The following is a 14182-nucleotide window of genomic DNA, read 5'->3' on the forward strand; positions in this document are numbered from 1 at the left end:
CGTCTTGAGGTGTCCTAACGGTCCGGGATCTGCTGACGGTCCCGAGTTGTGCTTCCCCCTCGATGGTTGCCGTGTTTGGCGACGTTATCCATCCGCTCGCCGCCCCATCTCATCCGAAATTCGCAAGAACCTTTGCCGCGATATGCCTGATCTCGATCCATTTGGCGTCCTCATCGTTGACGACGAACCGAACATCCGCAGCGGGCTGGCCCGTGGACTCGCCGAAGACGCCGACGTGATCGAGACCGCAGGCGACGCACAAGAAGCGATCGCGAAGATGGAAAAAGGCGAGTTTCCGCTGGTCATTGTCGACGTGCGTTTGAACTGCGACATGACCGGGATCCAATTGCTCGAGCATATTCTCGCCGCACGTCCGCAAACCGCCGTGATCGTCATCACCGCCCATGGGACGGTGGAAACCGCGGTCGACGCGATGCGAGCCGGAGCGTTCGACTTCGTTCTCAAACCGCTCGACCTCAACCTTGTCCGTCAACAAGTCCGCAAGGCTCGAGAACACTACCAGCTCCGCATCGAAAACCAGCATCTGCGAAGCCGGCTTGCCGACTCGGGCGAAATTTCAAACATCGTTGCCGGCGGTGCTGCCATGCAGGATGTCTTTCGGCAGATTCGCCAAGTCGCCGCAACCGACGCGACGGTGATGATCCACGGCGAGAGTGGCACGGGAAAGGAACTCATCGCCCGGGCGCTGCATGAACTCAGCGAACGCAGCGGAGCTCCTTTCATCGCCGTCAACCTCGGTGCCTTGCCCGAAACGTTGCTCGAAAGCGAACTGTTCGGGCACGAGCGTGGCGCGTTCAGTGGCGCTAGTCGCCAGAAACCGGGCTGTTTCGAGCAAGCGTCGTCAGGAACGTTGTTTCTCGACGAAGTCACCGAGATGTCGGCCAAGAGCCAAGTCGATTTGTTACGGGTGCTCGAATCTCGTCAGTTCACCCGTGTCGGCGGCGAGCAGGTTCTGCAGTCCGATGCCCGCGTGATTTCAGCAACGAATCGTTCGGTCCAAGACCTGATCGATGACGGCACGTTTCGCGAAGACCTTTACTACCGACTCAACATCATTCCGATCGAAGTCCCGCCGCTGCGTGGCCGACGTGAAGACATTCCGCTGCTCGTCGAACACTTTCTCGAGCAATTCTGTACGCGGCACCGGCGCGATATCAAACGACTGTCCGCCGAAGCCATGCAGACGATGGTGGCGGCGGCATGGCCGGGGAACGTCCGACAATTGCGAAACGTGATCGAACGCATGGTGATCACGGCGGCAGGTGACGTGATCCACGAAAACGAGTTACCATCGGAGCTGCGAAAACCGACCGGTGCAAGTGGAACGGTTGTCAGCACGCTCGCCGAAGCCGTCGAGGCGTGTGAGCGGCAAACGATCGAGGCCGCTTTGGAATCGTGTGGAATGCACCGGGAGAAGACCGCCAAGACGCTCGGCGTGAGCGTGCGGACGTTGCATTACAAGATGGGCCGATTCGGACTGCACTAAATGATTGAACCACCCGGTGAACGCGGCGTTCGGCGGATCGCCATCGGGCTGGCCCTGCTGAGTTTTTTGTCTCTCGCGGTCACCGCCTGGGTTCTGCTCACGGTTCGCCACGAGCAGGAAATTCTGAACAAGATTATCAAACACCTCCCAGCCAGTGATCTGAAGAGTGCCAACGAGCTGTCAGGTGATCTGAGTTTGCAAAGCAGTCTGCTGGTGTTGCTCGTGCTCAACGTGATGGCTACCGGCGTGGCGTTCGTTTTTGTCATCCGAGCTTACTTTTCCAGTGAAAAATCGCTCGCAGACGTCAAAGTTCTCTCGTCTGATATCCTCGCCAGCATGGACGCGGGAGTGATCACGACTGACGAAAACGACATCATCACCAGCATCAACACGAGCGGCCGGACGCTGCTCGGTCTCGGCGAAGATGGCGAAGCAGGAATGTCGTCGGGAATCGGCCGCAACATCGCCGACGTCTCGACAGATCACTCGCTGTTGTCCGAGATCTGCGATGAGAGTCGGCGGACCAATCACCCGATTCGAGACCGCGATTATCGCGTCGTGCGTGACGGACACGTGCAAACGTTGCGTGCCGGTTGCACCCGTCTTCACAACCGCAGTGGCCGACAAATCGGATTGGTGATTCACGTTCGAGACGTGACGCAAAAGACGCTGATGGAAGAACGTCTGCGACGGATGGAGCGTTATACCGGACTCGGATCACTCGCCGCCGGGCTGCAACACGAAATCAAAAACCCGCTCAGTGCCCTCGCTCTCCACGTGCAACTGCTCTGTGAACGATTGGCTAAAGGAACCGACGACCCCGAGGTCAACGAGTCACTCGATATCATCAACACGGAAGTCAAACGGATCGGCGCGGTGCTGGATGGTTTTCGCAATTACGCGTCGATCAACGAGATCGGTCTCACGCCCGTCGATGTGACCTTGCTGGTCGAAAAGCTGATCCGTTTGCTGCGGCCCCAAGCCGAAAAGCAAAACGTCAAAATCCGCGTGGAACCCGCCCGAGAGATGTTGGGACTAATCCAAGCCGACTCGGTACGTCTCGAACAAGTTCTTTTAAATTTAGCAATCAACGCGATCGCATCGATGCCCAACGGCGGCGTACTGCGGTTCGTGATCACGGGTGAAGACTCGTCGATCCGGATTGATGTCATCGACAACGGAAACGGAATCCCCGACGACATCCAAACAAAAATCTTTGACCCCTATTTCACCACCCGCAGCGATGGAACGGGCATGGGGCTCGCGCTCTGTGACAAGATTATTCGCCAACACAACGGCAATCTGGATTTCGAAACCAGCCCCGAAGGCACCACGTTCACAGTCATGCTGCCTAAAAACTCAGGTGAGTAAGTCGTGGCTGAAAAACAATCGTCGACGTTGGTTCGAGCGAACCGGTAACTCGCCGGGCACTCAAGCCGGCGTCGTTCACTCGGCCGTCTCGTCAGTCTGGTTTGCTTGATCGTTGCGGCTGACGCGACTCTGGTAAACTTTCATGTCGATCGTGTCACTGAGAAATTCGATCGATCCGTCGCCTAACGCCACAAACGCGCCGCCGGCATGCAGGCTGGCGAGTCCGCCGACGAACGCCGGGTCGTGATAGGCTTCGTCGGCAATGGGTTCGTTGATGGGCGTGCCCGCGTTACGCAAACTGCTCCTGGTTCCACTCATCCAACCGAGGTCAAACTGCTGCGGCGAGAGTTTTTCACCGAGCAAGATCGTGTATGCCATCCCGTCGGGCACATCGTCTGGGAAGAGCCAACGGTTCAGCGTCAGCATCCCGTCATTTTTGATCCCGATGGGGCGTGCATCGCTCGCGTGCAGCCCCACGTAACTACTGGTGTTGAGTTTCTGACGTTCTGCCGACGAGGGGCACCGCAAGAACGGGATGTCGGCGTCGCGGGTCACCGCGTTCTGAGGGGCGTAAACGCCCACGTCGAAATGAATCGATTGATACATGCCCTCGCGGTCGCAGTACGGCAACAGCGATGAGATCCAGTTGTGATGGTATCCTTTGGGCAGACTCGCGATGGTCAGATAAGCATCCGGCTGGGCATTTTCACCGCCCGAACGCGGCGGCCCTGCAAGCTCCGGCATCGACTCGCCGTTGAGCACGTTTGCCGATCCGGTGAACGTTCCGCTTGGTAGATGAAGATGATCCACCGAGTACGCTTGGCTAGCCAGCGTCAGCCGGATCAGGTTTTGTTCACAATTGCTCCGCCGGGCCAGCGTCCGCATGTCGCGCAGCACCGGGATCGAAATCGCCAGCAAGATCGCCAGAATCCCGAGCACCACGACAATTTCCAAAAGCGAAAATCCGCGACTCCCCCGTGGGCGTACCCACGAGCGATCGAGATGGGGGAACTGCAACAACGAAAACGACTTCATAGAAACCTCACTACCTTACAAATTCGGCGAATGCGTCTATCGTAGCGGTTTCGCAAAAATCATTCCCCCCGTCATCCGAGCCTTTTCGGTACGTGACCGCGTCCATGAAAATTCCCGTTCCCTCTTTTGCGGCGATTGCGTTGCTATTGACCGTTTCGGGAGTGTGCTCTCACGCGGTGGAGCCCGTCGCTCAAACAACACGTCGGGCCGACGAGGGACAAATCGCATTTTCAGTCATGACTTGGAATCTCGAATGGTTTTTTGACGATTCCAAAAAAGACAACTACAGCAAACTCGCCTTAGAAAAAGCGAGCCCGAGTCGCGGGCATTGGAATTGGCGACGCGATGCGGTTGCCAAATCGATCGCGGAAGTCCAACCTTCCGTCGTCGCTCTGCAAGAAATCGAAGGCCAGCGGGTGCTTTGGTATCTCACCCAAGCTCTCGAGCGAGAGCACGATTTGGAATATGACCAGTACGCGATCGAGGGAAACGACCGGTTTACTGAGCAAGATGTCGGTTTATTGACGAGACGTCCTGTCGACGTGCTTTCGACCATGCGCGGCCACGTAACTTCACGGATGCAAAGCGAAGGCGAGTTCGGCAGCGTCTCCAAACATCTCGCGGCGATTTTAGAGATCCCGGTCGGTGGCGATGTCGAAACCGTATTGATTGTCAACGTGCATCTCCGCAGCGGCGAAGCGGGGGCGGCGATTCGAGCGAAGCAGGCCGCGAGTTTGGTCCGTTGGCTCAGCGTTTGGGAGAAAACGCCCATGCACATCGTGGTGTTGGGGGACTTCAACACCGAAGAACCCGCGGGTGCGATAGCACGCGGCAGTGAGTTGGCGGTGCTGATGACGCGGTTGACCGCAGACCCAAGTGATGACCTCGTGGATGTTCTCGAAAAGACGCCAGCGTCCCGTCGGCAAACGCATCTGCTCAAGGGAAAGCAATTCGACCGGATCCTCGTCAGCAAATCGTTGCTCGAAGACGATCCGGGACGAGCTGACTTGTGTTTGGGTGGCGTGAGTGTACGTCGCGATCTGGCGATTCGCGGCGGTGTCGACACTACCGAAGACCATTGGGAACGCTACTGGGAAATGAGCGACGCCGAACGAGATTTAAGTGATCATTATCCCGTGATCGCGGAGTTTGAAATCCGATGAGTGAACCCGAAATGAACCAAAAAACACCTGATTCGCGGCCGATGATCCGACTCGACGATTTCCTCAAAGCGGCCGGGGTGGTTGGCACGGGAGGCGAAGCCAAGGTGCGCATCCAGGCTGGCGAGGTCCTCGTCAACGACGAAGTCGAAACACGCCGCCGCCGACAGCTCTTCACCGGCGACGAAGTGAACTGGAATAGCCAAGTTTGGGTTGTCGAAGTAACCGAGGACGATTGAGCGAATTGCGTCACGTTGGCTGATGACCAAGCTTTTAGAACCGTACTCTTTCTCATTTCGCACGCCTCCATTTCGCCGACATTTGGCGGAATATGGCTAGACCGGCTTCCCGTTTATGTCGATTCCCCAATCGCTGCCACCGCTACCGAGTGAGCAATTGCTGATCGAAGCGATCGACAATTGTGCGTTTGCAAATTGTCTCGTTGTTTCTCCTGGACGCGGGCAATCGGGATGGCACGCCAAGTCGCTGTGTCCGTCGGGGAAAGTCTCGCTGTGGTATGTCGACTCATTTCGGGCCGCTCAGAGCCGCGTCACGGCAGTCAGTGCGGATGTCGATGTCGAAGTTCTTTGTTCAGCCGATCTGCCCCAAGATCCGATTCAACTCGCGCTGATTCCGGTGCTGCAACGCGGCGAGGCGGAAATGACTCGCGACGTCTTGCAACAGGCGCACGAGCGGTTGGAAATTGGCGGCGTGATGATGTCGAGCGTGAACAATCCCAAGGACCGATGGCTTCGAGAGCAGATGCAAGCGTTGTTCGACAAAGTCAATTGCAAGCAGACGCCTAGCGGTTGGGTTTACACCGCAACCAAACGTCGAGCACTCAAGAAACATCGAAACTTTGACGCCGAGTTTACGTTTCGTGAACAAGATCGACTGATAACCGTTTTCTCTCGACCCAGTGTCTTTTCTCATCGCTCGTTGGATCTGGCCGCGCGACGGTTGATTTCGAATAGCGAAGTTCGCCCCGGTGATCGCGTGCTCGATTTCGGGTGCGGCAGCGGAGCGGTAGGACTTGCCTCGGCAATCCGATCGGAATCCGGTGACGTGTTTGCGGTGGATTGCAACGCACGCGCGATTGAGTGTGTACGTCGCGGCGCCGAGCGGAATGAGATCTCGAATCTGACCGCGACACTCAACCACGACGGACAGCTACCGCAAATCATGGGATGCGATCTTGCGCTGTTGAATCCTCCTTATTACGGTGATTTTGCGATCGCGGAGCACTTCCTCCGCACGGCGACGAAACTGATCGTCGATGGCGGTCGAGCTCTCGTCGTCACAAAGATGCGTGATGAATACCATTCGCGACCGTGGCCAAACCTGTGGTTAGAAAGCGAAACGGAAGCCAGCGGATATCAACTGCTCACGTATCGAAAACACGACTTCTAACAAACACCCAGTAGCTGTGGCTGCCAGCCGCAGCAATGACATCAACTACGGAGCCGATGATTCTCGAACCGCAAGAAAAGAGGGACAAAGATGTTTTTAGTTCTCTTTTTAGCGGAACGGCGCAAGCCGTCCGGTCCGACGTTACCGGACGGTTTGCGCCGTTCTGCTATATTTGAAATCCCGCAATAGTTAAATCGACGTCGCTAGTGACGACTTGCTACCGCCACGGACATGTGTCCGTGGCGTGCTACCCTTCTGCGGCTAGAAGCCACAGCTACGAGACTAGTTCCCATCCCACGTAAAAGATTCACCCTTGGCGGGGCGGGACGTTTGAGTGTTGTCGCCGTAACGGACCGCGAGTGGTGTCCCGTTCAGCGAACGGATGGTTGCGTTGGTCAGTTTTCCGTCCGCCCACGCAATATCGACTTCGAAGCCGCCGCGTGCACGTAAACCCTGGACCGATCCGTCGGGCCAAGCCGAAGGGAGGGCGGGCAGGAGCTGTAGCAATTGGCTTCCGTCGTCCGTGCGCAGATGGCTTTGCAAAAGCATTTCAGCGATACCGGCGGCGGCACCGAAATTGGCGTCGATCTGGTAAACGCTTCCCTTGTTGAGCAAATTGTGTGTGAAGCGTGGCAGAACGTGACCGCTGAGAACTTCGTGTGCATGATCACCGTCACCCAGGCGTGCCCACAGGCAGACTCGCCATCCGCCAGGCCATCCGCCGCTGTCGCCGCGTTGGATCAGTGACGTTTGGGCTGCTCGAAACAATTCCGGCGTATCTCGCCAATTGATTTGGCTGCTCGGAAACAATCCATACATGTGCGAAACATGGCTGTGTTTGTCGTTCGGATTATCCCAATCTTCGAGCCATTCTTGAAGTTGTCCTGTGCGTCCGATCTGCATCGGCTGTAAACGCGACCGCGTGCTTGATAACTGTGTTCGGAACGCTTCGTCGGTGTCCAGAATCTCCGATGCATCGATGCAATTTGCGAACAGATCTCTTAGGATTTGGAGGTCCATGGTCGGTCCAGCACAAAGTGACGTGCCACTGCGTCCGACGCTGAGCCCATCTTTTGTTCCGCCGCCATGACCGTGCTCGGGCGAGATCGATGGCGAAGTGATCAGATAGCCGTCTTCGTTTTCAACGAGGGTGTCCAAGAAGAATTCGGTCGCTCCCTTGATGATCGGATACGAGCGTTTCAGAAACTCGATGTCGCCCGTGTAAAGGTAGTGTTCCCAAAGATGCTGGCACAGCCACGCGCCGCCCGTTGGCCAGATACCCCATTGTGCACCGTCAACTGGCGCCGTTCCTCGCCAAATGTCCGTGTTGTGGTGGGTGACCCAACCGCCAGCCTTGTAATGGACGTGGGCGGTGCTCCTTCCCGGTTCTTGCAACTCGCCGACCATCCGCAATAGCGGCTCATGGCAATCGCTGAGATTGCAGACCTCGGCGACCCAGTAGTTCATCTGGATGTTAATGTTGATCGTGTACTTGCTCCCCCAAGGCGGATTGATTTCACTGTTCCAGATGCCTTGCAGATTGAGCGGCTGAGTTCCAGGGCGTGATCCCGAAATCATCAAATAGCGAGAAAACTGAAATACTTGCTCCGCCAAACGCGGATCTTTGTGACCGTCCTTCGCTCGTTGAATCCGTTCGTCCGTTGGCAGGCTTTCGTCGGTGTCGTTGCCACCGAGATCGATCGCCACCCGTCCGAACAGTTTGGAGTAGTCATCCACGTGCTGCCGGTAGAGCTGCTCGTAGGGCGTGTCGCCAACACTCGCGATGGTGTCGTCGACGCGTTTTACCGCATCTGCACTCACGTCTTGATAATTGACGTAGCTGGTCGCTGCCACATAAACAACCGTCACGGCGTCGGAATCGCGAACCGAGATGCGGTCGTCTTGCGTCGCCACCGTTCCGCCATCGGATGTGACTCTCACCTTCGCGGCGAACTTCATGCCTGCGCTTTCCCAGGGGCCGATCAAAGCCCGTGATCCGCTCGCACGCTTGTCCGACCCGCGAACCACTTCACCAGTCATGAGCAGCCCGTTGATACTGGTTGGCCGAGACTGATATTCATGTGGACTTGTCATCGACAAGTCAAAGCTGATCCGTCCTGGTCGATCGCACTCAAGACGCATGACAATCGCTTGATCGGGATTTGATGCGAAGACCGTTCGTGTAAAGCGTGCGTCGTCGATACGGTAGCTAACCGTGCTGACCGCATTTTGCAAATCGAGTTCGCGGTGGTATTCGCTCGGTGATTGGTCGTTTGGGAAATCGAGAAAGAGATCACCAAGTGGCATGTACGCTTGTTGGTACTTGGGGATTCCCAACATGTTCTGGGCAACGTCTTCGGCCTTGGCATAGTCACCTTGGTCGAGCAGTTTGCGCACCGTGGCGAGGTGCGAGTAGGCCTCTGGATTGTCGTACGAGTGCGGTCCACCACTCCACAGCGTGTCTTCGTTTAGCTGCAAGCGTTCTTGTTGGACCCCACCGTAGACCATTGCTCCGAGTCGTCCGTTTCCAATCGGCAGTGCTTCCGCCCATTCTGAAGCGGGTTGGGTGTACCAAAGCGTCAAGGAATCGGAGGCGTCCGCGTGCAAAGGAGCTGTCTGCATGCTCAGCAGCAGCAAACACAGTGCCTGTAATGGTGGCAACCATCCGCGGCCGAAAGAAACAGCAGTGTTGTTCAAACGTTTCATCAATGCACCAAGTCTTCCCGAAAATGCGGCTTCGAGTCGAAAAATGTTTGTGGGGGTGAGTGCTTTGTCGAGTCTGTAGCGCTAAAAGTCTTAGCGGAACGGCGCGAGCCGTCCGGTGTCACCCCTACATTTGAATGCGGACAAAGCACGAGGTCAGTGCCACAACTATCCGTAGCTGTAACGCTAAAAGTCTTAGCGGAACGGCGCAAGCCGTCCGGTGTCACCTTTAAATTTGAGTGCCGACAAAGCACGAGGTCAGTAACACAACTATCCGTAGCTGTAGCGTTGAAAGTCTTAGCGGAACGGCGCGAGCCGTCCGGTGTTACCCCTAAATTTGAATGCCGACAAAACACGAGGTCAGTGACACAGCTACATCGATCACAAACTGCGGCTAGAAGCCACAGCTACTTTGATTCGCTAGGTCGCGTTTGCGTTCCACGTAAAGCTTTCGCCTTTGGTGAGGTCTTGCTCGCGAGTTTCGTTTCCGTAGCGAACCTTCAACGGGTTGCCGTTGAGCGAACGAATCGTGGCGCTCGACAACTTGCCGTCTTTCCACTCCATGTCGACTTCAAATCCGCCACGGGCACGCAGCCCTTTTACCGAACCATCTTTCCAAACGCTCGGCAAAGCGGGCAGGAGATGCACTTCGCCATCGTGGCTTTGCAAAAGCATCTCCGCGATCGCTGCCGTACCACCAAAATTGCCGTCGATCTGGAACGGCGGGTGGGTGTCGAACAGGTTCGTCAGCGTCATCTTGCTAAGCAGATTGTTCAGCAGATCGTGAGCGCGATCACCGTTATGGAATCGGGCCCAGAAGTTGATCTTCCACGCCATCGACCAGCCTTTGCCGCCATCCCCGCGGGCCTCCAGTGACTTCCGCGCCGCTTCGTACAACTCGGGCGTCGCATTCTTAGTGATCTGCTTGCCCGGGTGAAGTCCGAACAAGTGAGAGGTGTGGCGATGACGTGGATCTTTTTCCTTGTAATCTTCAATCCATTCCTGCAAGCGGCCTGTCTCGGGACTGATCTGCAGCGGTTGCAGTTTGGCTAACGTCGTTTCGAGCTCGGTTCGGAATTGCTTGTCAAAATTGCCCGTTGGGTCGATTGCCTCGTTCGCTTCGATGAGCCCTGTAAACAGATCATGAATGATTTGCAGATCCATCGTGGCCGCATAGGTGAAGACGGATTCCGTTCCGTCGGCCTTGATGAACGAGTTTTCTGGCGAGTGGGATGGGTTCGTGACCAATCGACCAGCCGCCGGCGTGCCCGCTGGGGCCTCAACCAAGAAGTCGAGGATGAACTCGGCAGCGCCCTTCATCATCGGATACGCACGCTCAGTTAGGAATTCCTTGTCGCCAGTAAAGCGGTAGTGTTCCATCAAGCCGCGGCTCGCCCAAGCGGCGCCCATTGGCCAGATGCCGTGGACCCCGTCCGCCGGTGCGGTCATGCCGAAGATGTCCGAAAGGTGATGCAGCGTCCAACCGTCGGCGCCGTAGTGCACCTTGGCTGTTTTCTCGCCAAACGGGATCAGGCTTTCCACGTAGTCGAAATACGGATGGTGGCATTCAGACAGGTTGGTGGTCTGTGCCGGCCAGTAGTTCATTTGAAAGTTGATGTTGAAGTGGTAGTCACTATTCCAAGCCGCGTTGTATTGCTGCGCCCACTTGCCCTGCAGGTTGGCGGGCAGGTAACCGGGACGCGAGCTGCTGATCAACAGGTAACGTCCGAACTGAAAGTACAAGACTTCGAACTGCGGGTCATACGACCCTTTCTTGATCGCTCGCAGTCGCTCGTCAGTCGGACTGTTGACCGCGTCGGTTGTTTCCAGATCCAACTGCACACGATTGAAGAGCTTTTGATGGTCGGCAACGTGCGCGTGTCGCATCTCCTCGAATGACTTATCACCGATCGCTTGGAGGTAGGCCTCGCAGCGTTCGGTGGCATCGCCGGAAATGTCCGTGGCACTGTTGTAGCTCGTTGCTCCCACGACAAGCAGCGTGACTTCATCAGCATCCGCGACCTTCAGTACTCCGTCGGCGGAACTGACACTGCCGCCACTGACAAAGGGGCGGAGCTGTGCTTCGTAGTCCACCCCGAGTTTGCCACGCAAGATCAAGCGGTGATCCGACGTGGATTCTTTGGTCGCATGGTCACGCGAAAATCGAGCGGTGAAGTTGATCGATCCAGGTTTGCTAGCCGTGAGGTGGATGACGATCGCCTGATCCGGTGAACTGACGAAAACTTCACGCGTGTACTCGATCCCGTCCACGCTGTAATTCGTGCGGCTGATTGCCGTCGTGAGATCCAAGTCACGCCGGTAACCGGAGACTTTGTCGGTGTCGGGGAAGTCGAGGAACAGGTCGCCGAGGGTCTGATACGATTTGACCTTGTACGGACTGCCCATCATCGTCTTTCCGGCCAGCCGGGTCGCTTCGGCGTTCTTGCCTTCAAATAAGAGCCGGCGGACTTCGGGAAGCGCTTCCAAAGCACCCGGGTTGGTGTAATCCGTGGGCACGCCGTCCCAGACGGTTTCTTCGTTGAACTGGATCCGCTCGTTGTTCACGCCGCCGAAAACCATCGCGGCCATCCGGCCATTTCCGATCGGTAACGCCTCGGTTTCCCATTTGGTCGCCGGTTTGCGATACCAAAGCGTCAGCGGCTCTTCGGGTGCCGAGGCTTCGTTGGTGTACGTTTGGTTTGCTTTCGGATTGTTGCTTTCGTCCACGTCGTGACGCGCCGCCAGGGATGTCTCCACGGCAACCAAGCCAACTATCACGAGTGCAATTAGGACTCGGGGCATTATGCTTCCTTCCAGGTGATTCAATTTGTCATGTCTGCTCAATAGACTTGCAGCGGCAATGATACCTGAAACGCATCACGTGTTGGGGGTAAGGTGAAATTCGGCGGAAATTCTCAGGAAGCGATTGTTTCGGAGGCCACCCCCGCGTCACTCGTGACACACCACGCAGTTTTCACCAGCATCCATCACCACCGCGTGGATACAATCGACCTCCGCGAGCCGTCCCTTCCAGTTGCAGATGACGGAGCTACCACGCACCAGGAACACGCGAGATGGCTGACCGGGCTAGTTGGGGCTGCCAAGCTATTTGCCGATGGACGAAGCCTCTCACGGACGCACCAAGACACTGAGGTTCAGGTCGCGATCAGTTTGCGTCGGGTAGCTGCGTTTCGAAATAATCCAACAGCAAATGCGGTCCGCCTACTTTTCCAGCAGCTCGTATTGGTTTCATACCCCATGCAATCTCTCTGTGCGTCCATGCCACTGTGAGAATCATCGGAAATTCAACGGTTCGGCGATTTCTGCGTCGTCATTGGTCAAGTCGACGAGCCAAGACGTATTCACAGTAGTTGAACCTGAATTTTTCGTCCCCGTGATAGACTTGCAAGCGAAACGGGCAGTACAAGTAGCCGTCTTCCATTGTTTCCGATTGCCCGAAATCGGAGAAGTTGATACTCAGCAATGCTTCGGCAGCCTCGACAAGCAAACGGTGGTATACGAGATCGCTAGGGGATGAAGTGTACATTGCGATTTCATCTTCAATGTTCGTTCCGTTGGGATCGACGCATTCGTAGTTTGCCCAAGACGGTGGATCCGTCGGATCATCATCGCGGAGTTGAATGGCAATTGATGAATGTTCGTGCCACGGTAGAAACTCATACATCAGTCCGCAGATACCGGGGTTTTGCCACAATTCAGGTTCGACTTCGTCGCACATCTGCGTGATCTCTCGAGCGAAGTTCTCTCGCACCGTGGGGATGAACGCAATCCACTCTGCGTTCGTTGGCGGCTTTGGCTTAGGTGGTTGAACGCCTTTTCGTTTTGCCATCATATTTCTTTCGAATCTATTTTATGCGTCTGGCCTTTCAAAACAACGGCCGCGATCACAAAGCGGGCGGCAACTGATATTCCGTGTTTATCAGGCATGTTCGCGTCTGAAAGGGAACGCATGATTCGCCATTCAGCATAACGCCTTGGTAAGCCGGTTGAACGTGACTTGGTCGCGAAAGTAAAATCGCAAAACAAAATCGACAGCAACGGTGAGGTCGGCAAAAGTCTCACGGAAGCTACCAGGATTGCGAAGCGGATCATGTGAACCGCCGTCGTGCACCACGAGGTGCTCAACGACCCAGTGATCGATAGCCGAGTAGACGGTCAATACTGGCCCATCAAAACAGATTCCGCCCCAGGTTTCGTGATCTTCACAAGCGACGACGGATGTTTCGTAATGAGGGACAGCGTGTCCCGAAGTTGATTTCGGTTTACCCACAGCGAAACGTATCACGTCTTCGCCTGTGGGGGTGACAGAAAGGCCAGCAAGAATGAGGGATGCTGCCGATGGACTCGCCAGAAAAGAAGCGAGCGTTGATGCTGCGTCACTTGGCATTCCGGTCATAGATCACGTCTCGCTGATGGGTTTGACATTTCGCAAAAGTCATTTCTCTTGATCGCCGGCCGGGTCGGTTCGTTGGCTATGATCGAGCGTCGCTTGGCCAAAAGACCCTCGAACGCTCGGCTCGTATCCATTGGCTCATCAGCAGTGGAGCGGCGAGAGGACGAGCATTGCCATTCGTATCCAGCATTGGAGTTTATCATGAACGCAAGCGTGGGCATGTGTGCTAGAGACTTGTGTTGGCTGAAGCGTTTGTTCGATGCCAAGCTCTCAGTTTGTGCATTTGCTCATCGAGTGCAGAGGCTACCGCTTCGCTTTCCCCCGCATTCTGAAACGGCCACTTCACAGTTTGGTGAACCACCTCCGTTTTGAAGTCAGTCGTACCGGATATAACGTGAACGTAGTGCTCGATTCCGCCGTGCTCTCCCAGGAACCAGAATTCGCGTCGTTCTGGAACTGGAAACGTCATTTCGGGCTGTGTGCAAGCCGTATAGCCGTTCGCTTCCAGCCACAACTTGAATCGAGCAAGGGCATCTCCGTTAGCAATCGTAGTTGATTGATCCAATTCAAATCCCGGCCTAC

At 55.9% G+C, this 14182-nt stretch carries 10 protein-coding genes; 5 read left to right on the plus strand and 5 right to left on the minus strand.

All coding sequences use genetic code 11. From position 1 onward, the window contains the following. Window positions 1–142: 142 nt before the first annotated feature. On the plus strand, window positions 143–1507 hold the full coding sequence (locus NB063_RS01875; protein ID WP_250927194.1) for a sigma-54-dependent transcriptional regulator: 1365 nt from the start codon (window positions 143–145) through the stop codon (window positions 1505–1507). After that, the gene (locus NB063_RS01880; protein ID WP_250927035.1) at window positions 1508–2878 is read left to right on the plus strand and encodes a two-component system sensor histidine kinase NtrB; all 1371 of its coding nucleotides are present in this window, start codon (window positions 1508–1510) and stop codon (window positions 2876–2878) included. Window positions 2879–2953: 75 nt separating this feature from the next. Here NB063_RS01880 and NB063_RS01885 read toward each other — a convergent pair whose 3' ends face one another. Next, window positions 2954–3913, minus strand: a complete 960-nt coding sequence (locus NB063_RS01885) for a DUF1559 family PulG-like putative transporter (RefSeq protein ID WP_250927036.1) — start codon at window positions 3911–3913, stop codon at window positions 2954–2956. 104 nt (window positions 3914–4017) lie between these two features. Here NB063_RS01885 and NB063_RS01890 point away from each other — a divergent pair, with 104 nt between their 5' ends. From NB063_RS01890 to NB063_RS01900, 3 genes are all read left to right on the plus strand, one after another. Then, entirely contained in the window at window positions 4018–5076 is a 1059-nt protein-coding gene (locus tag NB063_RS01890) for an endonuclease/exonuclease/phosphatase family protein (protein WP_250927037.1), read from the plus strand. Next, complete coding sequence (locus NB063_RS01895) at window positions 5073–5312, plus strand: RNA-binding S4 domain-containing protein (protein ID WP_250927038.1); 240 nt, start codon at window positions 5073–5075, stop codon at window positions 5310–5312. The genes NB063_RS01890 and NB063_RS01895 overlap by 4 nt, the downstream gene beginning before the upstream one ends. Before the next feature lie 115 nt (window positions 5313–5427). After that, window positions 5428–6483, plus strand: coding sequence for a class I SAM-dependent methyltransferase (locus NB063_RS01900; protein WP_250927039.1), 1056 nt, complete (start codon window positions 5428–5430; stop codon window positions 6481–6483). 282 nt (window positions 6484–6765) lie between these two features. Here the strand turns inward: NB063_RS01900 and NB063_RS01905 are convergent, their stop codons facing one another. From NB063_RS01905 to NB063_RS01920, 4 genes are all read right to left on the minus strand, one after another. Then, a complete protein-coding gene (locus NB063_RS01905; RefSeq protein ID WP_250927040.1) occupies window positions 6766–9189 on the minus strand; it encodes a glycoside hydrolase family 95 protein in 2424 nt (807 codons plus the stop codon). 417 nt (window positions 9190–9606) lie between these two features. Then, complete coding sequence (locus NB063_RS01910) at window positions 9607–11988, minus strand: glycoside hydrolase family 95 protein (protein WP_250927041.1); 2382 nt, start codon at window positions 11986–11988, stop codon at window positions 9607–9609. A gap of 529 nt (window positions 11989–12517) precedes the next feature. Continuing rightward, on the minus strand, window positions 12518–13036 hold the full coding sequence (locus NB063_RS01915) for a hypothetical protein (RefSeq protein WP_250927042.1): 519 nt from the start codon (window positions 13034–13036) through the stop codon (window positions 12518–12520). Between the two features lie 132 nt (window positions 13037–13168). Further along, on the minus strand, window positions 13169–13492 hold the full coding sequence (locus NB063_RS01920) for a hypothetical protein (RefSeq protein WP_250927043.1): 324 nt from the start codon (window positions 13490–13492) through the stop codon (window positions 13169–13171). Window positions 13493–14182 lie beyond the last annotated feature (690 nt).

The sequence above is a fragment of the Aporhodopirellula aestuarii genome (genome assembly GCF_023701485.1).
Lineage (GTDB): Bacteria > Planctomycetota > Planctomycetia > Pirellulales > Pirellulaceae > Rhodopirellula > Rhodopirellula aestuarii.

Coding starts and splice junctions, on each gene's coding strand:
- NB063_RS01875 (WP_250927194.1), top strand. CDS start 143: ATGCCTGATCTCGATCCATTTGGCGTCCTCATCGTTGACGACGAACCG.
- NB063_RS01880 (WP_250927035.1), top strand. CDS start 1,508: ATGATTGAACCACCCGGTGAACGCGGCGTTCGGCGGATCGCCATCGGG.
- NB063_RS01885 (WP_250927036.1), bottom strand. CDS start 3,913: ATGAAGTCGTTTTCGTTGTTGCAGTTCCCCCATCTCGATCGCTCGTGG.
- NB063_RS01890 (WP_250927037.1), top strand. CDS start 4,018: ATGAAAATTCCCGTTCCCTCTTTTGCGGCGATTGCGTTGCTATTGACC.
- NB063_RS01895 (WP_250927038.1), top strand. CDS start 5,073: ATGAGTGAACCCGAAATGAACCAAAAAACACCTGATTCGCGGCCGATG.
- NB063_RS01900 (WP_250927039.1), top strand. CDS start 5,428: ATGTCGATTCCCCAATCGCTGCCACCGCTACCGAGTGAGCAATTGCTG.
- NB063_RS01905 (WP_250927040.1), bottom strand. CDS start 9,189: ATGAAACGTTTGAACAACACTGCTGTTTCTTTCGGCCGCGGATGGTTG.
- NB063_RS01910 (WP_250927041.1), bottom strand. CDS start 11,988: ATGCCCCGAGTCCTAATTGCACTCGTGATAGTTGGCTTGGTTGCCGTG.
- NB063_RS01915 (WP_250927042.1), bottom strand. CDS start 13,036: ATGGCAAAACGAAAAGGCGTTCAACCACCTAAGCCAAAGCCGCCAACG.